Source organism: Rhodomicrobium sp. Az07 (assembly GCF_018619475.1).
Taxonomy (GTDB): Bacteria; Pseudomonadota; Alphaproteobacteria; order Rhizobiales; family Rhodomicrobiaceae; genus Rhodomicrobium.
On record NZ_JAHFZG010000014.1, the window covers coordinates 73944 to 97804 of the forward strand.

Sequence of the window (23861 nt, forward strand, 5' to 3'; positions counted from 1 at the left end):
TCGAAGGGGACGGAGATGGCTACCGGCAATTTCGACATCAAGGAAATCGAGAAGCGCATGAAGGGCTCCGTCGCCTCGCTGAAAAGCGAATTCGGCGGCCTTCGCACGGGACGGGCCAGCACCACGCTGCTCGACCCGATCATGGTTCAGACGTCCTACGGCGCAAAGATGCCGATCCAGCAGGTTGCTGCTGTCAACGCGCCGGAGCCGCGCCTCATCACGGTGCAGGTGTGGGACAAGAGCAACCTTCACGGCGTTGAGAAGGCAATCCGCGAGTCGAACCTCGGCCTCAATCCGGTTGTGGACGGGCTGACGCTGCGTCTGCCGATTCCGGAACTGAACCAGGAGCGCCGCCAGGAACTCGTGAAGATCGCGAAGAGGTATGCCGAAACGGCACGCGTCGCCGTGCGCAACGTGCGCAAGGACGGCATGGACCAGATCAAGAAGCTCGAAAAAGACGGCAAGATCAGCGAAGACGAGAGCGGCAAGTCTTCGACCAAGGTGCAGGATCTCACCGACAAGACCATCAAGGAAATCGACGGAATGCTCGCCACGAAAGAGCAGGAAATCATGCAGGTCTAGTGGCTCAATTCCGATTACCTGTCGTACACCGGCGAGCAAATGTCGGACTCAAGAGAACCCACGTGCGCTTAACTATTCCAGTACCGATCGGATGCTGCGCCATCTGATCGGTACGGCTACAGGTCGAGAGGGCTGGTGCCGAATCTCGAAATCACTCGGCAGTTGTATTGTGTCTGGTAGAGCTTTGAATTTTGACATTGCACGCGAGCATGTTGCATGTGTGCAAGTCGCTCCACTCGTGTCTTTTCAAGCCCGGCGCAGGTTCCGGAGTGTAAGTTGGGGTTTCGGCGTGACGGGGCCGGAAAGCGCAGGAACCCGACGGGTCTAGCGGCAAATCGCCTCGTAATCATGGGTGCTCGAAGTGAGATTGCGTGAACAGGCTCTGGCCGCTGGAAATGAGCGCCCTTGTCCGAAGCATATCGCCATCATCATGGATGGTAACGGCCGTTGGGCGGCGCAGCGAGGTTTGCCGCGCTCCGAGGGACATCGCCGCGGTGTGGAGAGTACGCGGGAATGCGTTCGCGCGGCCGCCGAGCTTGGCATTTCCTATCTGACGCTGTTCAGTTTTTCGTCGGAGAACTGGAAGCGTCCGCCGCTGGAAGTCACCTATCTCATGGGGCTTCTTCGCCGGTTCATCCGCCGGGATCTCGCGGAAATCCATCAGAACAACATCAAGGTGCGCGTCATCGGGTCGGATGAGGGCGTGCCGCCCGATCTGGTCGCCATGTTCCGCGACGCGATGGTTCTGACGGGCGGCAACACGGGAATGGAACTCATCATCGCCTTCAATTACGGCGCGCGCGATGAAATCGTGCGTGCGGCGAAGCGTCTCGCGGAACAGGCGAAGGCGGGCGAAATCGACCCCGCCGACATCACGCAGGAGATGTTCGCCAAGCAGTTCGATACCGCCGGTATTCCCGATCCCGATCTCCTCATCCGGACGAGCGGGGAGCAGCGCATTTCGAACTTCCTTCTGTGGCAGTGCGCGTACTCCGAATTTTTATTCGTTGATAATTTCTGGCCGGACTTTACAAGACAGACGTTAGAAAGCGCGATCGCGTCTTATCAGCAGCGTGAACGCCGTTTCGGCGGCCTTGCGGGATAGCGCCAGCGCGCACCTAGCAGCCGCCAGAACGGGCGAAGGATAATGGTCAAACCTCTCAGTTCAGAGCTGGTTCTCAGGATCAATTCGGCCCTGGTCATGGTCGTTCTGACCTTGGCTCTGACCTACGCCGGGACAACGACCTTCGCGGGGCTGATCCTCTTCGCCGCGACGCTGATGAGCTGGGAATGGGGCCGCGTCGTGCGCGGGTCCGGCATCGACCGGATCTTCATCATCCAGACTGTCGCCATCATCGCCGCGGGTTACTCCACGCTGATCGGGGAGCGCGTGCTCGCCATCGCTCTCATCGTCACGGCAACCTGGCTTGTCTTTCGCGTGCACAAAAACAGCGAACTCACGAGCGATCCATGGTGGTCGGCGGCCGGCGTTTACTACGCGGGCTTTCCCGCCATCGCGCTCATCGCGATCCGGCAGGATCCCGATTACGGGTTTCACGCCATCATCTACCTGTTTATCGTGGTGTGGTCGGCGGACACCGGCGCCTTCTTCGTCGGCAGGCTTCTCGGCGGCCCGAAACTGGCGCCCAGCATCTCGCCCAACAAGACATGGTCGGGCTTCATCGGCGGCGCCGCGACGGCGGGCATCGCGGGCGTGCTGTTCGCGCTCTGGTTCGAGCATACCTCCGTCGAAATCATGGCGGGTCTCAGCGTCTTGCTCGCGATCGTCTCGATGGGGGGCGATCTCGGCGAATCATTCATCAAACGCGCCTTCGGCGTAAAGAATTCAAGCGGCCTGATTCCCGGCCATGGCGGCGTTCTCGACCGCCTCGACGGACTTGTCTTCGCGGCGATGGGCGCTGGCCTGATCGCGGCGGCGGCCGATCCGCTGAAGCCGGGGCGCGCGCTGCTGATCTGGTGAGGCATCAATGACCAAGAACGGGCAGGCACACGGTTTGAATGGGGCGGGGTCCAGAAAGCGCATCAGCGTGCTGGGCGCGACCGGCACCATCGGCGACAGCACCTGCGATCTCCTTGCACAGAACCCCGACCGATTCGAAGTCGTGGCTCTCTCGGCGAACCGCAACGCGAAGAAGCTCGCGAGCCTTGCCGTTCAGTTCAAGGCGAGCTTCGCGGCAATCGCCGATGAAGGCGCGGGCGCGGAACTGCGCGACCTCCTCGCCGGGACGGGAATCGAATGCGGCGCGGGCAAGTCGGCGGTGGTCGATGCCGGTGCCCGCGACGCCGATGTCGTGATGGCCTCCATCGTCGGCTATGCGGGCCTCGCGCCGACGCTTGCGGCGCTGAAGCAGGGGCGCACGGTGGCGCTCGCCAACAAGGAATGTCTCGTCTGCGCGGGCGTGTACTTCATGAACGAGCGCGAACGCTACGGCACGACGCTGCTGCCGGTTGATTCGGAGCATTCGGCCGTGTTCCAGTCGCTCGACGAGCAGGACGGCCGCCACGTCGAAAAGATCGTCCTCACCGCGTCGGGCGGGCCGTTCCGCACGTGGACGAAGGAGCAGATCGCGGCGGCGCGCGTCGAGGATGCGCTGAAGCATCCGAACTGGACGATGGGGCAGAAAATCACCATCGACAGCGCCACGCTCATGAACAAGGGCCTCGAAATCATCGAGGCGTTTCACCTCTTCAAGGTGCGCGCCGATCAGCTCGATGCCGTCGTGCATCCGCAGTCGATCATCCACGCGCTCGTCTACTACACCGACGGCTCTGTGATCGCGCAGGCGAGCGTGCCCGACATGCGCACACCCATCGCGTTGAGTCTCGCCTGGCCGGAGCGGCTCAAGGCGGAGAGCATCAAGCGGCTCGACCTTGCAGAGTCCGCGACGCTCACCTTCGAGAAGCCCGACGAGGTGCGCTTTCCGGCGCTGCGTCTCGCAAAGGAGGTGCTGAAGTCGGGCGGCAATACGCCAACCGTGCTCAATGCGGCGAACGAAGTGGCGGTGGAAGCCTTCCTGAACCGCCAGATTTCGTTTCCCGGCATCTCCGAAGCCGTGGAACGTACGCTCGACAAGGCGGCTTCCGCGCTCGCCGGTGTCCTGCCCGACAGCCTCGAAGCGGTCACGCACATCGACGAGCGCGCCCGCGATATCGCCAGATCGGCGCTTTGTTCCGCTCGTCCCGCCGTCACCGTCGCGGAAGCGGCGGCTCCGCGTATTTAAGCATTCCGTCGAACGCCTTATATTCCTTCTGATCAAGCCGCAGGCTGCGGCAAGTTCCGGAAGCGATAAGGCATCCCACGTGTCGCTTTCCGCCTCCTCGCTGTAAGGTTCCCCATGATTCTCTCGGATTTATCCTCGGCGTTCGGGCAGTTCTTCCTCTGGACGGTGCCTTTCCTCCTCGTGCTCGGCGTCGTGGTCATCATCCACGAACTGGGCCACTTCCTGGCGGCGCGCGCGCTCGGCGTCAAGGTGGAGACCTTTTCGGTCGGCTTCGGCCCCGAGATCGCGGCCTTCGTCGACCGGAGCGGTATTCGCTGGCGGCTCGCCTGGGTTCCGCTCGGCGGCTATGTGAAGTTCAAGGGGGACGAGAACGCATCGAGCGTCGCCTCCGCCGAAGACATCGCAAAGCTGACGCCGGAGGAGCGAAAAGGCAATTTCCACACAGCCGATCTCTGGCGGCGCACGCTGATCGTGCTCGCGGGACCGTTCGCAAATTTCGCGCTCGGCATCGCGATTTTCGCCGGCCTCGCGCTGGCGAACGGCATCAGCTACCAGGAACCGCGAATCGTTTGCGTCGAGCCGAACACGCCTGCCGCCAAGGCTGGCCTCGAAGCGGGAGACAAGATCCTGTCCATCGGGGGAAGGCCGGTCAAAAGCTTCGAGGATTTCAGCTATCATGTGAAGCTGAACGCGCGATCCCCGCTCGACATCGAAGTGGAGCGTGGCGGTCGCGTCATGGCCCTCACTGCCGTGCCGGAACTCACCGAAAACGAATGCGTGGGTCGGCTCGGCGTGATGGGCGGTTCCAGACGGGAAAACGTCCGGGTCGAAAGCGTCGGCCTTGCGCAGTCCGTAGGTATCGGCGTGGAGCGCACCTGGCAGATCATCGAGGGTCCGTTTCAGTTTTTTGGACAACTTTTCAAGGGCAATGCCTGTGCCAGCACGCTCGGCGGTCCGGTGAAGATCGCGGAGGTCGCGAAGACCTTCGCATCCGACGGTTTTCTCAACCTCATCCCGTTGATCGCGTTCATTTCCATCAGCGTTGGACTCTTCAACCTGTTCCCCATCCCGGTTTTGGATGGCGGCCACCTTTTGTTCTATGGCGCGGAAGCCATACTCGGCCGTCCATTGAGCCAGCGGGCCCAGGAAATCGGTTTTCAATTTGGATTCACTTTGCTTATCATGTTAATGATTTTCGTGACGTGGAATAACATAGCCGACATCACACGCGGCCCAACGCCTGCACCGCAGGTGGAAAGCGTTTGCCGTCGCTAGCGTTGGTTGAGGGGAAGTGAGTGGTCTGCCGCATGGTGCCGGGGGGCAACATACGGTTCGTAAACAGACTGATTGGTGGGGGACAAGCCACCGTGGCGTCACAAATTGCTAGTCTCTGGCAAATTGAACTGCTGTGGTGGGGATCCGGCGTAATAGGGGCAACAAAACAGATGCTTCGCTCGAGCATAATCCGTGGGGTCTGCATGACCCTCGTTCTACTCGCGGCCGCGATGACGGTGACCGTCACGGCCGGCGCGATCTATTCAACGGAAGTGTTCGCCCAGGGAGGTGGCGTCGTTCGCGACATAAAAGTCGTGGGCAATCGCCGCATCGAGCCGGAAACCGTCAAGTCCTACCTGACCTTCACGGCAGGCCAGCGCTATGACGCCTACAAGGCCGATGAAAGCCTGCGCGCGCTTTTCGCCACAGGACTTTTCCAGGACGTCCGTATCACTCCTCAGGGGGGCACGGTGGTCATCGCGGTTGTGGAAAACCCGCTGATCAATCGCGTTGCTTTCGAAGGAAACCGCGAGGTCAAGAGCGACACGCTCTCGGCAGAGGTGCAGCTGAAGGCTCGCACGATGTACACGCGGGCCAAGGTTCAGGCGGACGTTCAGCGCGTGCTCGACGTTTATCGCCGTCAGGGCTATTACGCGACCCAGGTCGATGCGCAGATCATCCAGCTCGACAACAACCGCATCGACCTCGTTTTCGAGATCCGCGAGGGACCGGAGACCAAGGTCGTCGGCATCAACTTCATCGGCAATCTGTCCTTCTCGGACACAGAGCTGCGCGGCGTCATCACGACGTCTGAATCGAGCTTCCTCGACTTCCTGAAGCCGACATCGGTCTATGACCCCGATCGCTTCAATCTCGATCGCGAGCTTTTGCGCCGCTACTACCTCAGGAACGGCTATGCGGACATGCGGGTCATGTCTGCGGTTGCGGACGTTGATCGGGAAGGCAAAGGCTTCTTCCTGACATTCACCATCGACGAAGGGCAGCAATATTTCTTCGGCGGCGTGGACGTCGAATCGACGCTTCCGACATTCGCGGCGGAGACGGTTCGGGGCAATCTGCTGACGAAGCCGGGCGACGTTTACAACGCCGAGCTCGTGGACCGTACCGCTGAACGCCTGACGGTGGCTGTCGCCGAGCAGGGCTTTGCCTTCGGGCAGGTCCGGCCCCGCATAGACCGCGATCCGGTGAACCGCACCATCTCCGTGACCTATGTCGTGGAGCAGGGCCCGCGCATCTATATCGAGCGCATCAATGTTGTCGGCAACTACCGCACCGAAGACTTCGTCATCCGGCGTGAGTTCCGCGTGGCGGAAGGCGACGCCTACAACAAGATCATGGTGGATCAGGCCCGTCTGCGCCTTCTTGCTCTCGGCTTCTTCAAGAATGTTAAGGTTGACAGGGAGCCGGGCTCCGCGCCGGATCGTGTGGTGCTGAACGTCGCGGTCGAAGAGCAGTCCACGGGCGAACTCTCCTTCGCGGCAGGCTATTCTTCGGCTGAAGGTCTTCTCGGTGAGGTGTCCTATACCGAGCGCAACCTCCTTGGCACCGGTCAGTATCTCCAGGTCAAGGTTACGGGCAGCCAGATCAGCGGCGGCGCTGAAGTGAGCTGGACGGAGCCGCGCTTCCTCGATCGCAACCTCTCGTTCGGTCTCGACGCCTTCGCTCGCAATTCCGACTACACCTCGTCGTCCTATACCGACGCCGGATATGCAGACCTGAAGATTGGCGGCAGCGTCCGGTTCGGCTTCGCGCTCATCGACCACCTGTGGCTCAACACGAACTACACGCTGATGTCGGATGAAGTGTACGACGTGGCCGACGGTTCGTCGCTCGCCGTGAAGCAGATCGAAGGGACGTCCGTGATTTCGTCGGTCGGCTACTCGATGATCTACGATACCCGCAACAACCGCAAGAACCCGTCGCGAGGCTTCTACTTCTCCTTCGCGCAGGATGTGGCCGGTATCGGCGGCGACGTGAACTACATCCGCTCCGTCGCGGAAGGTCGCGGCTACTATCCGATCACGAAGCAGATCACCCTCGTCGGTCGCGCCATCGGCGGCAACATAACCGGCTGGGACGATCAGAACGTCCGTATCGTGGACAGCTTCTTCAAAGGCGGCGAGACCGTGCGCGGCTTCGCTACGGCTGGCCTCGGCCCGCGTGACAAGTATACCGACGACCCGGTCGGCGGTAAGAACTTCTGGGCGGCCACGGCTGAAGTCCGCTTCCCGCTGCCCTTCATCCCGGACGACCTCGGCTTCGGTGGCGCGGTGTTCGCGGATGCGGGTTCGGTCTGGGGCTCGGATGCTGGGGCTTATGCAATTCAGTATGCGAACAGCGCAAAGAGCGGTTGCGGCGGCGATTTGGTGGCCTGCGGTTACAAAGGCACCTACGACTCCAACGACATCCGGGCATCGGTCGGCGCCTCGATCCTCTGGAACTCGCCGGTCGGTCCGCTCCGCGCAGACTTCGCCTATGCCTTGGCCAAGGCAAGCTACGACGAAACGCAGGTCTTCCGTTTCGGCGCGGCAACCAAGTTCTGATCGCGTCTTTCGGCCTCGCGCCTTGGACTTTACGATCGCCATTAACGATGCTAAGCGGGCTCAAGCTCGCTTGGCATTTTAACTTTTGGGCCAGGTTCATATGGATCATCCCGGCTTCTGGGCGCCCGCGGGGCCTCACACACTCTTCGAACTCGTCGCTCATGCGGATGCGACGATCCCGGAAGCGTTCCTGTCTCTCGGTGGGCGCAAGATCGCGGCGATCAGAACGCTCGACGACGCTGGCCCGGACGACGTGTCCTTCTTCGACAACCGCAAATATCTCGCGGCGCTCAAGGTCACCGAGGCTGCAGCAGTCTTTGTGTCACGGGATGCGGCAGCCAAGCTTCCCGAAACCGCCGTGCCTCTCGTTGCGCGCGATCCTTATCGCGCATTCGCCCGCGCACTCGAACTGTTCTTTCCCGATGCCGGCACACCGAAAGTTGCGCCCGGCGCTTCGCTTGTCGACGAAACCGCGCAGATCGAAGAGGGCGCGTTCATCGAGCCGGGCGCGGTTGTCGGCCCTGGCGCATCCATCGGCCGGGGCACGCGCATCGCGGCAGGCGCGGTAATCGGTTACCGCGTCGCCATCGGCCGTTACAGCTTCATCGGTCCCGGCGCATCGATCACGCACGCGCTTATTGGCAATCGCGTCATCATCCACGCTGGCGCGCGCGTTGGGCAGGACGGGTTCGGCTTCGCAATGGGGCCCGGCGGCCATTATAAGGTCCGGCAAGTCGGCCGCGTCATCATTCAGGACGACGTCGAGATCGGCGCGAACAGCGCCATCGACAGGGGCGCGCTGAGGGATACGATCATCGGCGAAGGTACGAAGATCGACAATCTCGTCCAGATCGCCCATAACGTCGTCATCGGGCGGCATTGCGTCATTGCTGCTCTGACAGGTATCTCAGGCAGCACCGTCCTCGAAGACTACGTCGCGATGGGCGGCCAATGCGGGACAGTCGGGCATATCAGAATCGGAGCGGGCGCCCAGATCGGCGCGCAGAGCGGCGTTTCGTCAGATATTCCTCGCGGCGAACGATGGGGAGGCACCCCAGCCAAGCCCATGGCGGCATGGGCGCGCGAAGTGGCGACACTCAAGCGTCTAGCGAAGCGCAAGGGCGCGGATACCTCCGGTGATACGAACGAATAGAAGTCATGAGCATGTCAAACACATCCGAAGACCAACTGAACGGCGACGCGCGGCCCGAACGCAAGGAGCTTGGCACTGCCGACATTGCGCGCGTTATGAAGCTGCTGCCCCATCGCTACCCCTTCCTGCTCGTCGACCGTATCATCGAGATGGATGGCGACAATTCCGCGATCGGCATCAAGAACGTCACCATAAACGAGCCGTTCTTTCAGGGGCATTTTCCGGGTTTTCCGGTGATGCCAGGCGTACTTCTCATCGAGGGCATGGCGCAAACGGCCGGTGCGCTCTGCATGGCGAGCCTGTCGAACTTCGAGCCGCAACTCGTTTACTTCATGTCTATCGACCGCGCCCGGTTCCGCCGGCCTGTGCTGCCGGGCGATCAGGTCCACTTCCACATGACGAAGAAACGTAATCGCGGGCGCGTCTGGCGGTTCGACGGCGAAGCCAGGGTGAACGGTCAGCTTGTGGCGGAAGCGGAGATCAGCGCCATGATCGTCGACGCAAACGACAACAAGGGCGCTGAGAACGCGTAGGTCTGTCATGACAGAGATGCTGGTGCATTCTTCGGCGGCAATCGATCCGCGCGCAACGCTCGAAGAGGGCGTTGAAATCGGGCCGTTCGCGGTGATCGGACCGAATGTCACGTTGCGCAAGAACGTCAGGGTTCACGCGCACGCCGTCATAACCGGCGCGACGGAAATAGGTGAGGGGTGCGAAATTCATCCCTTCGCTGTGCTGGGCGGCCCGCCGCAGGACGTAAAATACAAGGGCGAGCGCAGCGAGCTTCTCGTCGGGGCTCACACCACCGTTCGCGAGCATGTCACCATGAACGGCGGCACGGCAGGCGGCGGCCATGTGACGCGCGTCGGCAGCCATTGCCTCTTTCTCGCCGGCAGTCATGTCGCGCATGATTGCCAGATCGGCGATCATGTCTTCCTCATCAACAATGCGACACTCGCGGGCCATGTCACGGTCGAAGACTACGCGATTCTTGGCGGGCTTTCGGCGGTTCACCAATGGGTTCGCGTCGGCGCGCACGCTTTCGTCGGCGGCATGTCGGGTGTCGAATCGGACGTCATCCCGTTCGGCATGGTATTGGGAAATCGTGCGGCCCTTGCCGGGCTCAACATCGTCGGCTTGAAGCGGCACGGCTTCGAGCGGGAGCAGATCCACTCGCTGCGCAAGGCCTATCGCCTTCTCTTTTCGGCGGAAGGCACCCTGGGCGAGCGTCTCGACGACGTCGAGAAAATGTTCGCGGACGATCCCGCCGTGCAGCGCATCCTGTCGTTCATGCGGGCAAAGACGGATCGCTCGTTCTGCGTGCCGCGCCCTCAGGCGTGAGCGTCGCGCGGTTCTTGAGGGGCGCATTCAGAGCATGCGGCAGTAGACCGCCAAATAACGTCAGAGCACCAGGTGGACAAACGCATGCGCAACGGCATCAACGCTTCGCGCATCGGCATCGTCGCGGGAGGCGGGACACTGCCGCTCGCCGTTGCCGAAGCGGCAGCAGCGCGGGGCGAACGTCCCTTCATCGTCGGCCTCAGCGGCAATGCCCACCCCGCCATCGAACGCTTTCCGCACTGCTATGCCGGTATCGGCCAGATCGGCCGCATCCTCGGTACGCTCCGCCGCGAGGGCTGCGAGCGCATTGTGTTCGTCGGCAGTTTGCGTCGGCCCAATCTCTTGCGTCTGAGGATCGACACCGGTTTCGTGCGCTACCTGCCGGAAATTCTCCGTCTTCTGCGCGGGGGGGATGATTCCGTGTTGCGCGCGGTGGCTCGGTTTTTCGAGGCGCGCGGCTTTGAAGTTCTGGCGGCGCATGAGGTCGCACCGCGCCTGCTTGCCCCTACAGGCGTATTCTCGGGGGCTGCGCCGGACGCCGAAGCGCTTGCCGATATCCGCCTCGCCTTTAATGTTGCGCGCGCGCTGGGCGAGTACGATATCGGGCAGGGCGCTGTCGTGGCGCGCGGCTACGTCCTCGCGGTGGAGGCGGCGGAGGGGACCGACGCGATGCTCACGCGTTGTCGCGATCTCAACCGCTGGGGCTTCAAGAACAGGCAAGGCGTGCTTGTGAAGACGCCGAAGCCGGGTCAGGATCTCCGCCTCGACATGCCGGCCATAGGCCCGCGCACGGTTGAACTCGCGGCCGAGGCCGGGCTTGCCGGGATCGCTGTTGCGGCAGGAGCCGTCCTGCTGGCGGAACAGCAGGCCATCGTGGAAAAGGCGGACGCGCTCGGGCTTTTTCTCTATGGGATGGACAGGGCAGAATGACGCGGTCAAACCCTTGCTGGAAAATGCTCAATCATTCGCCAGAAACACATTAGAATTACTCCAGTTTCAAATAAAACAAATATGTTGACCTTTTGATATTTGCGAATCTATTTTACAAATGTTGTACAGGTCTCTCGTTCCAAGCACTATCTCATCATTGAGAGGGTGGGGCGGATTCGTTATCGAATCCGTCGGCAGGACGCTGTTTCCTCCCGTTAATTGAAGGTTCTCCCGCGCACCATGATCACTCTCGAAAATCTCAGGGTTGGAGAAAACGCCCGCGTTGTCGGGTTTTCTTCAGGCGACCGAGGCTATCGCCAGCGCCTTCTCGCGATGGGCCTGACGCCCGGCGCGACGTTCTCGGTTCAGCGCCGCGCCCCGCTCGGCGATCCGATCGAAATCAAGGTGAGAAACTTCAAACTCACGCTTCGGAAAGGTGAAGCGGCCATTCTGGAAGTCGAGCGCCTCTCATGAAAACCAATTCCACGATTGCATTTGCCGGCAATCCAAACTGCGGCAAAACAACACTTTTCAATATGCTGACCGGGGCGACCCAAACCATCGGCAACTGGCCGGGCGTTACCGTGGAGAAAAAGCTCGGGGCCTATGCGTGGAAGGGCACGCGGTTTGATATCGTCGATCTGCCGGGCGTTTACCTGCTTGCAAATGTCGGGCGGGGCTCTGAAGACGAGCGCGTCGCGCGCGATTACATCCTGAGCGGCGAAGCGAACCTCGTTGTCAACATCGTCGATGCGTCGAACCTCGAACGAAATCTGTATCTCACCACGCAGTTGCTTGAGATGGGCGTTCCGCTCGTCATCGCGCTGAACATGTCCGACCTCGCCGAAAGGGGCGGGGTTGCGATCGACGCTGCGGCGCTCGGTCAGGCGCTCGGCTGCCCCGTGGTGCCCATGGTCGCGAGCAAGCGCAGGGGTGGCGACGCGCTCAAGGCGGAGATCGCCAAGGCAGCGCAGACCGCTCCGGCCCCTTGCGTCCGGCCGACACAGGTTCCTGCGGTCGAACAGGCGATCGAGGCTCTGACGCCCGGCTTGTCCGATGCGGCCGCGGCAGCGGGCGTCGATCCGCGGTGGGTCGCGCTGAAGCTCATCGAGGGCGACGATCTGGCCGAGCGGATCGCCGGCCCGAGCCTCGCTGCTGAGGCGAAACGCCTTCGCGCCGACATCGAAAAGGAATGCGGCGAGGACGCCGACATCGTCATCGCGGACGGGCGGTTCGGTTTCATCGCCGGGATCATGGAGGCGTGCCATCGCCAGAAGCGCCAGGTCTCGACAACGCTGACGAACCGCATCGACGCCGTTGCGCTCAATCGCTTCCTCGGCGTACCGATCTTCCTCGTCGCGATGTATTTGATGTTCCTCTTCACCATCGTGGTCGGCGGCGCCTTCATCGACTTCTTCGACAAGGGTGGCGAAGCGCTGTTCATCGATCTGCCCGAGCAGGGGCTCACCGCCATCGGCGCCCCGGACCTGTTCCAGGTGTTGGTGAAGGGCTTCGGCAGTGGCTTGCAGACCGTAGCGACCTTCGTTCCGATCATCGCCTGTCTCTTCCTGTTCCTCTCATTCCTTGAGGACTCGGGCTACATGGCGCGCGCGGCTTTCGTCATGGACCGCGCCATGCGGGCCATCGGGTTGCCCGGCAAATCCTTCGTTCCGCTCATCGTCGGCTTCGGCTGCAACGTACCGGCGGTGATGGCTACGCGCACGCTCGAAACGCGCCGCGACCGCATCCTCACCATCATGATGGCCCCGTTCATGTCATGCGGGGCGAGATTGCCGGTGTTCGCGCTGTTCGCCGCCGCGTTCTTCCCGTGGAGTGGGCAGAACATCGTTTTCCTCCTCTACATCATCGGCATCCTGTTCGCCGTGATGACCGGCCTCATCCTGAAGCACACGCTGCTTCGCGGCGAGGTTTCGCCCTTCATCATGGAACTGCCGCCCTATCATGTGCCGACGATACGGACCGTCGTCATTCAGGCGTGGCAGCGACTGCGCCGGTTCATCCTCAACGCGGGCCAGATCATCGTGCCGATGGTCATGGTGTTGAGCGTGCTCGCCAACACGGGAACGGACGGCAGCATCGGCCGCGAGAACACCAAGGATTCGGTGCTCGCCTCGGTCAGTCAAGAACTCGTCCCGGTGTTCAGGCCCATCGGTTTGACCGATGAGAACTGGCCCGCCGCCGTCGGCCTGTTCACCGGCATTTTCGCGAAGGAAGCCGTTGTCGGCACGCTGAACGCCTTGTACTCGCAGGTCGACGCCGCTGAGGGCGAAGGCGGCGAGAAGGCGGCGGAGGAAAGCCCGACCGTGCTCGACAAACTCAGCGAAGCGGCGGCAACCGTTCCTGCCAATCTCGCCGAGATCGGCGGCAAGCTGCTCGATCCGCTCGGCATCGACGTCGGCTATGTGGGCGACTCGACACAGGCGGCCGAAAAGCTCGAAGTCAACAGCCAGGTGTTCGGCGCCATGCAGTCGCGCTTCGACGGGATGGCAGGCGCTTTCGCCTATATGCTGCTGATCCTGCTTTATGTGCCATGCGTGGCCGCTCTTGGCGCCATCCGGCATGAGATCGGCATGGGGTGGACGGCCTTCGCAACTGTCTGGACGACTGGCCTTGGCTACATCACGGCGGTGTCGTTCTACCAGATCGCCACATACAGCCGCGATCCGGCGACGGCGCAAAGCTGGCTCATGATATGCGCGCTCGTCTTCTGCGTGACGCTGGTGTCGATGTGGCTCGCAGGTTTCGCGCAAGGGCGTCGCCTTGCGGCGGTTCCGGCGAAATGAGGGCCGCATGATCACCTTGTCCGAACTCAGCCGCTACCTTCAGAACCGGAGGCAAGCCACGCTTTCTGAAATGTCGATCTATTTCGGATCGTCTCAGGATGCCGTTCGCGGCGCGCTCGATCTCATGGTTTCCAAGGGGCGCGTTCGGAAATTGCCCGTCGCTGAGGCGCCGTGCGGCCGCGGGTGTTCCGCATCCTGCGAATGCGTGGAAGTGTTTGAATGGGTTGGGCCGACGTCCAGTTCCTCCCATTGACGGCATCGCCGCGAGGGGCTTCGAGCGCTCCTCGCGGCGCCCTTCCGCGAACCGGCATGCGAGTCGCGGAAGGTTTTTTTGCCTGAGCTATGAGGTTTACGAGGTCTTCGCCATCTCGCGCAGGATGTATTTCTGGATCTTGCCGGTAGACGTCTTCGGCAGTTCGTTGAACACCACATGGCGCGGGCATTTGTACGCCGCGAGATGCTGACGGCACCACGCGATGATTTCCTCGGCCGTCACGGTCGCGCCCGGCTTCAACTCGATGAACGCGCAGGGCGTCTCGCCCCATTTCTCGTCATGCTTCGCCACCACGGACGCCGCCTGCACCGCCGGATGCTTGAACAGCACGTCCTCGACTTCGATGGACGAGATGTTCTCGCCGCCCGAGATGATGATGTCCTTCGAGCGATCCTTGAGCTGGATGTAGCCGTCCGGGTGCATGACGCCGAGGTCGCCCGAGTGGAACCAGCCGCCCGCAAGCGCGTCCTCGGTGGCGTCCTTGTTCTTGAGATAGCCCTTCATGACGACGTTGCCGCGAAACATGACTTCGCCGAGCGTCTCGCCGTCGGCGGGAACGTGCTGCATGGTGAGCGGGTCGATCACGGAGAGGTCTTCGAGCGGCACGTAGCGCACGCCCTGCCGCGCCTTCTTCTGCGCCTGCGCGGCGCCGTCGAGCGCGTCCCATTCGCCCTTCCACTCGTTCACAACCGACGGGCCGTAAGTTTCCGTCAGGCCGTAGACGTGGGTGACGTTGAAGCCCGCCTCGCGCATTTCGGCGAGCACCACTTCCGGCGGCGGGGCGGCGGCCGTGAGGAACTGCACCTTGTGATTCAGCTTGCGCTTTACTTCGGCGGGCGCGTTGAGGATCGTGGACATGACGATGGGCGCGCCGCAGAGATGCGTGATTTCGTGCTCGTAAAGCGAAGTCCAGATCGCGTCCGGGCGCACATAGCGCAGGCACACCTGTGTGCCGCCCACGAGCGGGATCGTCCAGCCGAAGCACCAGCCGTCGCAATGGAACATCGGCAGCGTCCAGAGATAGGTCGGGTGTCGGCCGATTTGCCCGGCGAGCACGTTGCCGAGGCTCAATAGATACGCGCCGCGATGATGATAGACGACGCCCTTAGGGTTGCCGGTGGTGCCGGACGTGTAATTGAGCGAGATCGCGTCCCACTCGTCGTCGGGCATCTTCCATGCGAATTCCGGATCGCCGTCCGCGATGAAGTCTTCGTATTCGACATCCGAAAGCCGCGCGCCGAGACCGGGAAACTCCGTATCCGCATAGTCGATGATGGCGGGCTTCCGGTCCGTAAGCTTCAGCGCCTCGGCCATGACCTTCGCATATTCGGTGTCGGTGATGATCACCTTCGTTTCGGCGTGGTCGAGCATGAAGGCGATGTTGGCCGCGTCGAGGCGCGTATTGATCGAGTGCAGCACCGCGCCCGCCATGGGCACACCATACTTCGCGTCGAGCATCGCGGGCACGTTCGGCAGCATCACCGACACGGTGTCGTTCTTGCCGATGCCGAGCTTCGACAGCGCCGAGGCCAGTCGGCGCGAGCGGGCGTAAAATTCGGCGTAGGTGTAGGTCTTCGAGCCGTGCACCACAGCCGGGTGGTTCGGGTAGACCCGCGCCGCGCGCGCGAGAAAGCCGAGCGGCGTCAGCGGCTGGTGGTTGGCAGGGGTCTTGTCGAGATTTTGCGTGTAGGCGGCGGTCATGGTGGCCCTCGGAGCAGCGCCGTCAGCGCGAGCGGAAGCCAACAAAATCCGGGGCCTCTTCAGGGCCGGAAGCGTTCTGCCCGTGATGACGCCTCATCAAACAGCTATACCGGTTTTTAGCGTAAATCGTCGGCTCGAAAAACCGAAACCTTGGCGCATCAGACCAAGGGATACAACTTCAGTGGATCATTTCCGGAAACAGGCCGAGCGCGCACGGCCGATGCCTGCACCGAGGTGACGTTGCGCCCAGTCGACAGGCTGCAAGGATGCCAACCGGCCCTGCCTTGCATTTCATCCTGCCTCCGCCCCGAGCGATGTCTTTCGTTTGCGGATGCTAAAAAAACTGTTAGTCTTCTCTGTTAGTGGGGCGACAAGACGTAAACTGCGAAAAATAACGCAGACGGAGGTTCGTTTGGCCATCGGAGAAAGAGGCGGCGCCATCTCGGGAGAGCAAGACACCGCCGTCTTCGAAGAGAAGGCCGGAGTTTCTTTTCCTGTTTCCGTCGCCCCTTGCGCCTCCACGGCCACTCCAGGTTCAGCCATCACGGTCAATCCGCCGGTCTATCGTTCGGGTACAGTCGCTCGCGGGACCGACGCGACGGAATCTCCATCATCCGCCATTTACGGCGCGCTCGACCTCGGCACCAACAATTGCCGCCTTCTCGTGGCGCGCCCCTCGCGTCGCGGCTTCTTCGTGATCGACGCCTTCTCGCGCATCATCAAGCTCGGCGAAGGGGTCAGCGTGTCCGGCGTGCTGTCGGAAGAGGCCATCGCCCGCACCATCGAGGCGCTCAAGGTCTGCTCCGCCAAGATGACGCGCCGCGGCGTCACGCGGTCGCGGCTTGTGGCAACCGAAGCCTGCCGGATCGCGAAGAACGGGCCGGATTTCATCGCCCGCGTGAAGCGCGAGACCGGCCTCTCGCTCGAAATCATCGGCCGGGAGACGGAAGCGCGCCTTGCCGTTTCAGGCTGCGCCTCGCTCATCGACAAGCAGAGCGACTATGCGCTCATCTTCGATATCGGCGGCGGCTCGTCGGAATTCGTCTGGCTCAACCTCAAGACCGGACGGCGCGCGCGGCGCATTTCCATCGAGGACCGGTTGCGCATCCAGGATTGCATCGAGGCGTGGACCTCTCTGCCTTTCGGCGTGGTGACGCTCGCCGAGCGCTTCGGGTCGAGCCGGGCCGAGGGCTTCCAGTTCGAGGACATGGTGCGCTTCGTGCAGGCGGAACTCGAACCTTTCAGCCGGACGAACGGCATCGGCGCGAAGATCGCAAGCGCCGATACGCATCTGCTCGGCACGTCGGGCACCGTGACAACGATCGCGGGCGTCTATCTCGGCCTCGCCGAATATACGCGTGCGAAGGTTGACGGCTGCTGGCTTTCGACCGACAGCATCCGCGACGTGTCGAAGCGCATCGCGGCGATGGACTGGGCGGAGCGCGCGGCGCAGCCCTGCATCGGAGCGGAGCGCGCCGATCTCATCCTCGCGGGCTGCGCGATCATGGAAGCGATGATCCGCGTCTGGCCCGTGACGTCGCTTCGCGTCGCCGACAGAGGCTTGCGCGAAGGCATCCTTGCGACGCTGATCGCCGAAGATGCCATCCGCGAGCGCGGTCTCGCCGAAAAAAATGTCGGCAAACTTCGTCTCGATCCGGCATTATCGGCGCATGACGAAGCGAGAGCAAAATCCGGACCGATCCTTTAAGGTCAAGCTGAAGAAGACGCGCGGGCGCACGGCCTCGCAGCGCCAATGGCTTGAGCGGCAGTTGAACGACCCTTACGTCGCCGCGGCAAAGCGTGACGGCTATCGCAGCCGCGCCGCTTACAAGCTCGAAGAGATCGCCGAAAAATATGGGCTTCTGAAGCCGGGCGACATCGTCGTCGACCTCGGCGCCGCGCCGGGCGGCTGGAGTCAGGTCGCGGCGACTCGTGTGAAAGCGGCGGACGGGCGCGGCGCGGTGGTGGCGCTCGACTATCTCGTATTCGACGACATTCCGGGCGTGACCATCCTCCAGCAGGATTTCTCCGATCCCGCCGCCGACGAGCGCCTGCTCGAAGTGCTGGCGGGCCGCCGCCCGAACGCGGTGCTGTCGGACATGGCCGCGCCCACGACAGGCCACCGCCCGACCGATCATTTGCGTATCATGGGGCTTGCCGAGGAAGCGCTGGCCTTCGCGTTGCGCGTGATGGCGCCCGGCGGCTTCTTCCTCGCCAAGGTGTTTCAGGGGGGCAGCGAGAAAAGCTTGCTCGACGTTTTGAAGCGAGATTTCGCGACCGTGCGCCACATCAAGCCGAAGGCGAGCCGCGCGGAGAGCCCCGAGCTTTACGTGCTCGCGACGGGCTATCGCGGGAAGCTTGATGAGGGCGAAGGCGCGGACGAAGAACAGTAGCCGCTCGGGCGCGACAGCGGAAGCGCCACCCAGCGTCAGCGGCTCCTCGGAATCGGCGTCACGGTCAGATCGCCATCGGTCGCCACGCTTGGCGAAGAAGAGGGCAGGGGTTGCGTGGTGGCAGGATTGGCGGGCGGCGTAGCCGGTGCATTCTGCACGGCCTGCGAGATGCGTTGAGCGAAGCCCGGATCGCCGCCTGTGATCGGCGTCGCAGGCGCCGGAGCGACGGCGACCGCCTTGCCGGTCTTGCCGCCACTCGCATCCGCGCGCTTCGATGTCCGTAGCGTTTCCTCGAACTTCACGATTTCCTCGCGCGAATACTCGTTCGCCTTGCACGAGCACCCTTTCACGTAAACCTTGCGGTTCCGGAACGCGAAAGGCTGCGTCACATAGAGGCGCCCCGAGAGGGAAACCATCTGGTCCACGTCCTGATCGGAGCGGTGATAATAAAGCTCGGCCGGCGAAGCGCATTGCGACCGGCAGCGCTCCGCGTCGGCCTGAAACTGGTCTTCGGTCGTGGCGGTGGAGATTGGATAATAGAAGCCGTCGCATTCGCGCACGCACAGCGTCCGATAGGTCGACGCGCCGCCATAGGTCGGCGTCGTGGTCCACGGTGAAGGCGTCCCGGAGGGTTCGGAATCTTCCTCGTTGCTGAAGAACGAGAAGATCGAGTTGTCGCGTCTTCGCTGCGCCTCGTATTCGCGCGTATATTGATCGCCGCAGCGGTTCCGCGCGAGTTCGGCGACAATGTCGTCGTGGCGGGCGCGGGGGGCGCTGCCGCGCACGATGGCGTCGCGCCGCGACTTCAGCCGCGTGAGATTGGCCTTCGCGTCCTGCACCTGCCGGTCGAGGTCGAGGCAACGCGGCGTGCGACGCAGCGTTCTGCCGAAAAGGAACATGTCTTCATAACAATCTGAACGATCGGCCTCGGTCTGCGCGCGGCGAAACGCCATGTCGGCGGTGCGCATGTCGGCGTCGATCCTCGGCAATTGATCTTGGCCGGTGTTTGCCCCGCCGCCGGAAAGCTGCGCTTCGAGATCGCGGCAACGCGGGTTCTGATTCCCATAGGGCGAGGCAGCGGGCGCGCCGTAGGGCTGGCCATAGGGCGGCTGCTGGCTTTGCCCGTAAGGCGCCGGATTCTGTCCGTAGACCGTTTGCTGCTGGCCGTAAGGCTGCGAATCGTAACGGCCGCCCCACTGCGCCGCGCTCTCCGAAGCACCGAAAGCCAGCGTCGCCGCCACCCAGCAAACCAAGCTCGCACCGCGAAATAAAGTCGTCATGACACCTGCCGCCGTCGGGCCGGGCGGCCCCTGCTTCGAAGTATTAGCCCCGATTGTCGCCATTCGCAAACCGGCCCTTAAGACTCACGCGAAATTTCAACGCGAAATCGGTGAGTCCCGCACCGTGCGACTTGACCTCGTACAAATTTGCGGCAATGTTCCGATCATGAGACAAAATGTTTCGACCTGCAGCCGGTGCATTATCAACGCGAGCTAGAGAAACGCTGGCGCGGCACAGGATTTTTGTTTCATAGACAAGCCCCGCCAGCAAGGGCCAGGGCTTATGAACCTCAAGCTTTACAATACGCGGACGCGACGCAAGGAAATCTTCCGGCCCATCGATGAGAAGGCCGTACGGATGTACGTCTGCGGCCCGACCGTCTACGACTTCGCGCATATCGGCAACGCGCGCCCCGTGATCGTTTTCGATGTGCTGTTCCGGCTGCTTCGGCATGTGTACGGCGCGGACCGCGTGATCTATGTTCGTAACATCACCGACGTCGATGACAAGATCAACGCGCGCGCGGCGGCCGAGGGCATTTCGATTCGCGAACTGACGGAGCGCACCACCGCGCAGTTTCACGCGGATGTGGCTGCCATCGGCGCGCTGCCGCCGACCATCGAGCCGCGTGCGACCGAGCATATCTCCGAGATGATCGCGCTCGTGGAGCGGCTGGTGGAGCGCGACCACGCCTACGCGGCTGAAGGTCACGTGCTGTTCAATGTGCCGTCCGACGACGATTATGGCGAGCTTTCCCGCCGCTCCGTCGAGGACATGCGGGCGGGCGCGCGAGTCGAGGTTGCGCCCTACAAGCGCGACCCGATGGACTTCGTGCTGTGGAAGCCGAGCGAAGGCGCGGAACCGGGATGGGAAAGCCCGTGGGGCTACGGCCGCCCCGGCTGGCATCTCGAATGCTCCGCCATGGCCGCGAAACACCTTGGCACGGTCTTCGACATCCACGGCGGCGGCATCGACCTGCTTTTCCCGCACCACGAGAACGAGGTGGCGCAATCGACCTGCGCGCATGGCACCGAAATCATGGCGAATTACTGGGTGCACAACGGCCATCTTCAGGTCGAGGGCCAGAAGATGTCGAAGTCGCTCGGCAATTTCATCACCATCCGGGAAGCTCTTCAGCAACAATCGCTCTTCAGCAAGCGTCCTGGTGACATTATTCGTCTCGCCATGCTCATGACAAACTATCGGCAGCCAATCGACTATACAAGCGATAGGCTCGCAGAAGCGCGAGCTATTCTGAAAGATATAAAGTACGCGATCCGTGGGGTGGATCCCAACGAAGCCAAAGTGAATCAAGAAATACTGGACGCGCTAAGCGATGATCTTAATACATATGAGGCGAAGAACATTCTGTACCGTCTAGCAGTGCAGGCCCGATCCAAAGACTGCGATACAGCGATGGACTCTGCCCGAGAGTTGGTTTGGTCGCTAAATTTATTAGGCTTTGACGAGCTTGTTGTGGAGGAAACGAGGCAGAACACCGCTCTCGATGCTGCAGTCGATTCGGCTCGTCGGATTTTTATCGATGAGCGAATTACCGCGCGGCTGGCGGCCCGCAAGTCGAAGAACTGGGCGGAGGCTGATCGCATCCGCGACGAGCTTGCCGCGATGGGCGTCGCGTTGAAGGACGCGAAGAACCCCGCGACAGGCGAAATCGAAACGACATGGGAAATCGCGCGGTAGCGTGGCCCGCCAACCGGAAACGGGGCGAAGCTTGCAAGCGTGCGCGATTTTCGGCGCTCCCGACTGGCGAGGAGCGCGTTCCTATTTGATTGGGCAAGACATGAAAAAGCGGCTGTATCTGTTCGACACCACGCTGCGCGATGGTGCGCAAACCCTCGGCATCGATTTCTCGCTCGAAGACAAGCATCTCATCGCAAAGCGGCTCGACGTGCTCGGCATCGACTATCTCGAGGGCGGCTATCCCGGCGCGAACCCGGTTGACACGGCGTTTTTCGAGGCGCCGCCGAAGCTTTCAGCGAAGCTCGTCGCCTTCGGCATGACGAAGCGCGCGGGGCGCTCCACCTCGAACGATCCCGGTTTCCAGCAGCTTCTTGCGGCGAAGGCGGACGCGGTTTGTCTCGTGGCGAAGTCGTGGGATTTCCACGTCGACCTGCAACTCGGCATCACGCTCGACGAAAACCTCGACGCGATCCGCGCGTCGGTCGCGGCGGTGGTCGAGCGCGGGCGCGAATCGATCATCGATTGCGAGCACTTCTTCGACGGCTACAAGGCGAACCCGGATTATGCGCTCGCCTGCGCGAAGGCGGCGCATGAGGCGGGCGCGCGCTGGGTGGTGCTGTGCGACACGAACGGCGGCACGCTGCCGCATGAGGTCGCGAAGATCGTGGCGGCGGTGACAAGCGTGCTTCCCGGCGACCATGTCGGCATCCACGCGCATAACGATACGGAACAGGGGGTGGCGAATTCTCTGGCGGCCGTGCTTTCGGGCGCTTGTCAGGTTCAGGGCACGCTGAACGGTCTCGGCGAGCGCTGCGGCAACGCGAACCTGACCTCGATCATCCCGACGGTGCTCCTGAAGGACGATTTCGCGGGCGCGTTCGAGACCCGCGTCACGCCCGCCGCGCTGAAGACGCTGACCTCCGTCTCGCGCCAGTTCGACGAACTCATGAACCGCCAGCCGAACCGCCACGCGCCCTATGTCGGAGAATCGGCCTTCGCGCACAAGGGCGGCATCCACGCTTCTGCCGTGAACAAGGAGCCGAAATCCTACGAGCACGTGCCGCCGGAAAGCGTCGGCAATGCGAGGAAGCTGCTCGTTTCCAATCAGGCGGGGCGCTCTAACATTCTGGCGGAACTCGCCCGCATCGGCATGGAGGTGGACAAGGACGATCCGCGCCTTGCCGCGCTCCTCGACGAAGTGAAGACGCGCGAGGCGCAGGGCTATGCCTATGAGGCGGCGGACGCGTCCTTCGAGCTTCTCGCGCGGCGTTCACTTGGCGAGGTGCCCGATTTCTTCGACGTGGACCAGTTCCGCGTCATGGTGGAGCGTCGCCACAACGCGAAGGGCGTGCTCGTCACAGTCTCGGAGGCCGTCGTCAAGGTGCGCATCGGCGACGAGGTTCTCATGAACGCGGGTGAAGGCAACGGCCCGGTGCATGCGCTCGATCAGGCGCTCAGGAAGGATCTCGGCGCCTATCAGCCGAGCATCCAGGATCTCGAACTCGTGGATTTTCGCGTGCGTATCCTGACGGGCGGCACCGACGCGATCACCCGAGTGCTCATCGAGTGCCGCGAAAAGTCTTCGGGCGCGCGCTGGTTCACGGTCGGCGTGTCGCCCAATATTGTCGATGCCTCGTTCGAGGCCCTGCTCGACTCGATCAATTTCAAACTTCTGAGAGACGGCGTGGCGACCGTCGCGCGCACCGAAAGCCTGGTGCGCTTTGACGAGGCGGCCGGGCGGAGAAGCGCGCTTTAGCGCTTTTCCTGATCGGCCTTCGCTTTCGTAAGCTGGTCGATCTGCGCCTGCATGGCGGCGAGCTGTTTCTTCAGTTCCGCAAGCTCGGGCGTTGAGGGAGTCTCCGTCGCTTCAGGCTTCTTGCCGTGCTGCGGTTTCTCCCCTTCGGCCGGCATTTCGATCTTCGCGAAGGGCGCGAACATCGAAAAGGCCCGCTCGAAGATCGCCATATTCTGACGCGCCTGCTCCTGCATCGCTCCGAAAGCAACGTTGCCGAAAGTATCGGTGAACTGTTTGTGGTATTTTTCCTGCTCGCGGGTGAGCGCGGTCAGGCTGAATTCCAGATATTTCGGGACGATCTGCTCGATGGAGTGTCCGTAGAAGCGAATCAATTGCCGAAGAAAGCCGATGGGCAAAAGGTTCGACCCGGTCTTGCCTTCCTCTTCCACAATGATCTGCGTGAGAACGGTGTGGGTCAGATCTTCGGCGGTTTTTGCGTCGTAGACGAGGAAATCGCGCTCGGAGCGAACCATCTCGCCAAGATCTTCGAGCGTGACGTAGCTGCTCGTCTCGGTGTTGTAGAGCCGCCGGTTCGCATATTTCTTGATTATGACGGGCTTCGACTTGTCGGACTCAGACGCTTTCTTGCTCACGGCGCTCAAGGGGACGGGTTTTGCACCGTCTCCATATCCGCTTCCACGAGACAACTTTTCCGCAGGTTCGGTCATTAATTTTTGCCCGTTGGATTATAGTGATAACATCATAGTGCAAGTTTCAGCTTTGCGCGATTTTTTTTCGCACCCGCGAAATTTCTCTTGCGTTGCCGCCAGACAGCATTTCGCGTTGAAGCGCGCCATGCAATTCCGCCTATTTGGTCATACCCGC

The 23861-nt window shown here is 62.1% G+C and carries 20 protein-coding genes; 17 read left to right on the plus strand and 3 right to left on the minus strand.

Annotated features, from left to right (window positions below):
- Nucleotides 1-15: 15 nt before the first annotated feature.
- From frr to KKP04_RS15950, 13 genes are all read left to right on the plus strand, one after another.
- Nucleotides 16-582 carry a ribosome recycling factor gene (gene frr, locus KKP04_RS11445; RefSeq protein ID WP_215031186.1) on the plus strand — a complete coding sequence of 189 codons (567 nt, stop codon included), beginning with the start codon at nt 16-18 and terminating at the stop codon, nt 580-582.
- A 382-nt stretch (nt 583-964) separates the two neighbouring features.
- Nucleotides 965-1687, plus strand: coding sequence for an isoprenyl transferase (locus tag KKP04_RS11450; protein ID WP_256437991.1), 723 nt, complete (start codon nt 965-967; stop codon nt 1685-1687).
- A gap of 42 nt (nt 1688-1729) precedes the next feature.
- The gene (locus KKP04_RS11455; protein WP_215031189.1) at nt 1730-2563 is read left to right on the plus strand and encodes a phosphatidate cytidylyltransferase; all 834 of its coding nucleotides are present in this window, start codon (nt 1730-1732) and stop codon (nt 2561-2563) included.
- 7 nt (nt 2564-2570) lie between these two features.
- A complete protein-coding gene (gene dxr, locus KKP04_RS11460) occupies nt 2571-3824 on the plus strand; it encodes a 1-deoxy-D-xylulose-5-phosphate reductoisomerase (protein ID WP_215031192.1) in 1254 nt (417 codons plus the stop codon).
- Nucleotides 3825-3938: 114 nt separating this feature from the next.
- Nucleotides 3939-5099, plus strand: coding sequence for an RIP metalloprotease RseP (gene rseP, locus KKP04_RS11465; protein WP_215031195.1), 1161 nt, complete (start codon nt 3939-3941; stop codon nt 5097-5099).
- Between the two features lie 203 nt (nt 5100-5302).
- Nucleotides 5303-7663, plus strand: a complete 2361-nt coding sequence (gene bamA / locus KKP04_RS11470; protein WP_215031198.1) for an outer membrane protein assembly factor BamA — start codon at nt 5303-5305, stop codon at nt 7661-7663.
- A gap of 100 nt (nt 7664-7763) precedes the next feature.
- Entirely contained in the window at nt 7764-8816 is a 1053-nt protein-coding gene (lpxD, locus tag KKP04_RS11475) for a UDP-3-O-(3-hydroxymyristoyl)glucosamine N-acyltransferase (RefSeq protein WP_215031201.1), read from the plus strand.
- An 11-nt stretch (nt 8817-8827) separates the two neighbouring features.
- A complete protein-coding gene (gene fabZ / locus KKP04_RS11480; protein ID WP_215031204.1) occupies nt 8828-9349 on the plus strand; it encodes a 3-hydroxyacyl-ACP dehydratase FabZ in 522 nt (173 codons plus the stop codon).
- A 7-nt stretch (nt 9350-9356) separates the two neighbouring features.
- Nucleotides 9357-10157: an acyl-ACP--UDP-N-acetylglucosamine O-acyltransferase gene (gene lpxA / locus KKP04_RS11485; protein WP_215031206.1), complete on the plus strand. Its 801-nt coding sequence runs from the start codon at nt 9357-9359 to the stop codon at nt 10155-10157.
- 84 nt (nt 10158-10241) lie between these two features.
- Nucleotides 10242-11087 (plus strand): LpxI family protein, encoded by an 846-nt coding sequence (locus KKP04_RS11490; protein WP_215031210.1) that lies wholly within the window; start codon nt 10242-10244, stop codon nt 11085-11087.
- Nucleotides 11088-11327: 240 nt separating this feature from the next.
- Nucleotides 11328-11561 (plus strand): FeoA family protein, encoded by a 234-nt coding sequence (locus KKP04_RS11495; protein WP_215031213.1) that lies wholly within the window; start codon nt 11328-11330, stop codon nt 11559-11561.
- Nucleotides 11558-13891: a Fe(2+) transporter permease subunit FeoB gene (feoB, locus tag KKP04_RS11500; protein ID WP_215031216.1), complete on the plus strand. Its 2334-nt coding sequence runs from the start codon at nt 11558-11560 to the stop codon at nt 13889-13891. The genes KKP04_RS11495 and feoB overlap by 4 nt, the downstream gene beginning before the upstream one ends.
- Before the next feature lie 7 nt (nt 13892-13898).
- Nucleotides 13899-14144, plus strand: coding sequence for a FeoC-like transcriptional regulator (locus KKP04_RS15950; RefSeq protein WP_215031219.1), 246 nt, complete (start codon nt 13899-13901; stop codon nt 14142-14144).
- A gap of 96 nt (nt 14145-14240) precedes the next feature.
- On the opposite strand, the gene KKP04_RS11510 is transcribed toward KKP04_RS15950, so the two are convergent.
- Nucleotides 14241-15866: an acyl-CoA synthetase gene (locus KKP04_RS11510; protein ID WP_215031222.1), complete on the minus strand. Its 1626-nt coding sequence runs from the start codon at nt 15864-15866 to the stop codon at nt 14241-14243.
- Between the two features lie 412 nt (nt 15867-16278).
- Here KKP04_RS11510 and KKP04_RS11515 point away from each other — a divergent pair, with 412 nt between their 5' ends.
- Together KKP04_RS11515 and KKP04_RS11520 are read left to right on the plus strand one after the other, a co-directional pair.
- The gene (locus KKP04_RS11515) at nt 16279-17574 is read left to right on the plus strand and encodes a Ppx/GppA phosphatase family protein (protein ID WP_215031225.1); all 1296 of its coding nucleotides are present in this window, start codon (nt 16279-16281) and stop codon (nt 17572-17574) included.
- A complete protein-coding gene (locus KKP04_RS11520; protein ID WP_215031227.1) occupies nt 17537-18259 on the plus strand; it encodes an RlmE family RNA methyltransferase in 723 nt (240 codons plus the stop codon). Before KKP04_RS11515 ends, KKP04_RS11520 begins: the two co-directional genes overlap by 38 nt.
- A 35-nt stretch (nt 18260-18294) precedes the next feature.
- Here the strand turns inward: KKP04_RS11520 and KKP04_RS11525 are convergent, their stop codons facing one another.
- The gene (locus tag KKP04_RS11525; protein WP_215031229.1) at nt 18295-19539 is read right to left on the minus strand and encodes a DUF2865 domain-containing protein; all 1245 of its coding nucleotides are present in this window, start codon (nt 19537-19539) and stop codon (nt 18295-18297) included.
- A 283-nt stretch (nt 19540-19822) separates the two neighbouring features.
- On the opposite strand from KKP04_RS11525, the gene cysS reads away from it, so the two are divergent.
- Nucleotides 19823-21241, plus strand: coding sequence for a cysteine--tRNA ligase (gene cysS, locus KKP04_RS11530; RefSeq protein ID WP_215031232.1), 1419 nt, complete (start codon nt 19823-19825; stop codon nt 21239-21241).
- Between the two features lie 100 nt (nt 21242-21341).
- Nucleotides 21342-22997 carry a citramalate synthase gene (gene cimA, locus KKP04_RS11535; RefSeq protein WP_215031235.1) on the plus strand — a complete coding sequence of 552 codons (1656 nt, stop codon included), beginning with the start codon at nt 21342-21344 and terminating at the stop codon, nt 22995-22997.
- On the opposite strand, the gene phaR is transcribed toward cimA, so the two are convergent.
- Complete coding sequence (gene phaR, locus KKP04_RS11540; RefSeq protein WP_215031238.1) at nt 22994-23704, minus strand: polyhydroxyalkanoate synthesis repressor PhaR; 711 nt, start codon at nt 23702-23704, stop codon at nt 22994-22996. The two genes, cimA and phaR, sit on opposite strands and share 4 nt — an antisense overlap.
- Nucleotides 23705-23861: the final 157 nt, after the last annotated feature.

What these genes read in the sequence shown, in the direction of transcription:
- dxr (WP_215031192.1), top strand. Translation starts at nt 2,571, where the DNA reads ATGACCAAGAACGGGCAGGCACACGGTTTGAATGGGGCGGGGTCCAGA.
- feoB (WP_215031216.1), top strand. Translation starts at nt 11,558, where the DNA reads ATGAAAACCAATTCCACGATTGCATTTGCCGGCAATCCAAACTGCGGC.
- cysS (WP_215031232.1), top strand. Translation starts at nt 19,823, where the DNA reads ATGAACCTCAAGCTTTACAATACGCGGACGCGACGCAAGGAAATCTTC.
- cimA (WP_215031235.1), top strand. Translation starts at nt 21,342, where the DNA reads ATGAAAAAGCGGCTGTATCTGTTCGACACCACGCTGCGCGATGGTGCG.
- fabZ (WP_215031204.1), top strand. Translation starts at nt 8,828, where the DNA reads ATGTCAAACACATCCGAAGACCAACTGAACGGCGACGCGCGGCCCGAA.
- rseP (WP_215031195.1), top strand. Translation starts at nt 3,939, where the DNA reads ATGATTCTCTCGGATTTATCCTCGGCGTTCGGGCAGTTCTTCCTCTGG.
- KKP04_RS11455 (WP_215031189.1), top strand. Translation starts at nt 1,730, where the DNA reads ATGGTCAAACCTCTCAGTTCAGAGCTGGTTCTCAGGATCAATTCGGCC.
- frr (WP_215031186.1), top strand. Translation starts at nt 16, where the DNA reads ATGGCTACCGGCAATTTCGACATCAAGGAAATCGAGAAGCGCATGAAG.
- KKP04_RS11525 (WP_215031229.1), bottom strand. Translation starts at nt 19,539, where the DNA reads ATGACGACTTTATTTCGCGGTGCGAGCTTGGTTTGCTGGGTGGCGGCG.
- KKP04_RS11495 (WP_215031213.1), top strand. Translation starts at nt 11,328, where the DNA reads ATGATCACTCTCGAAAATCTCAGGGTTGGAGAAAACGCCCGCGTTGTC.
- lpxD (WP_215031201.1), top strand. Translation starts at nt 7,764, where the DNA reads ATGGATCATCCCGGCTTCTGGGCGCCCGCGGGGCCTCACACACTCTTC.
- KKP04_RS11490 (WP_215031210.1), top strand. Translation starts at nt 10,242, where the DNA reads ATGCGCAACGGCATCAACGCTTCGCGCATCGGCATCGTCGCGGGAGGC.
- phaR (WP_215031238.1), bottom strand. Translation starts at nt 23,704, where the DNA reads ATGACCGAACCTGCGGAAAAGTTGTCTCGTGGAAGCGGATATGGAGAC.
- bamA (WP_215031198.1), top strand. Translation starts at nt 5,303, where the DNA reads ATGACCCTCGTTCTACTCGCGGCCGCGATGACGGTGACCGTCACGGCC.
- KKP04_RS11520 (WP_215031227.1), top strand. Translation starts at nt 17,537, where the DNA reads ATGACGAAGCGAGAGCAAAATCCGGACCGATCCTTTAAGGTCAAGCTG.
- lpxA (WP_215031206.1), top strand. Translation starts at nt 9,357, where the DNA reads ATGACAGAGATGCTGGTGCATTCTTCGGCGGCAATCGATCCGCGCGCA.
- KKP04_RS15950 (WP_215031219.1), top strand. Translation starts at nt 13,899, where the DNA reads ATGATCACCTTGTCCGAACTCAGCCGCTACCTTCAGAACCGGAGGCAA.
- KKP04_RS11510 (WP_215031222.1), bottom strand. Translation starts at nt 15,866, where the DNA reads ATGACCGCCGCCTACACGCAAAATCTCGACAAGACCCCTGCCAACCAC.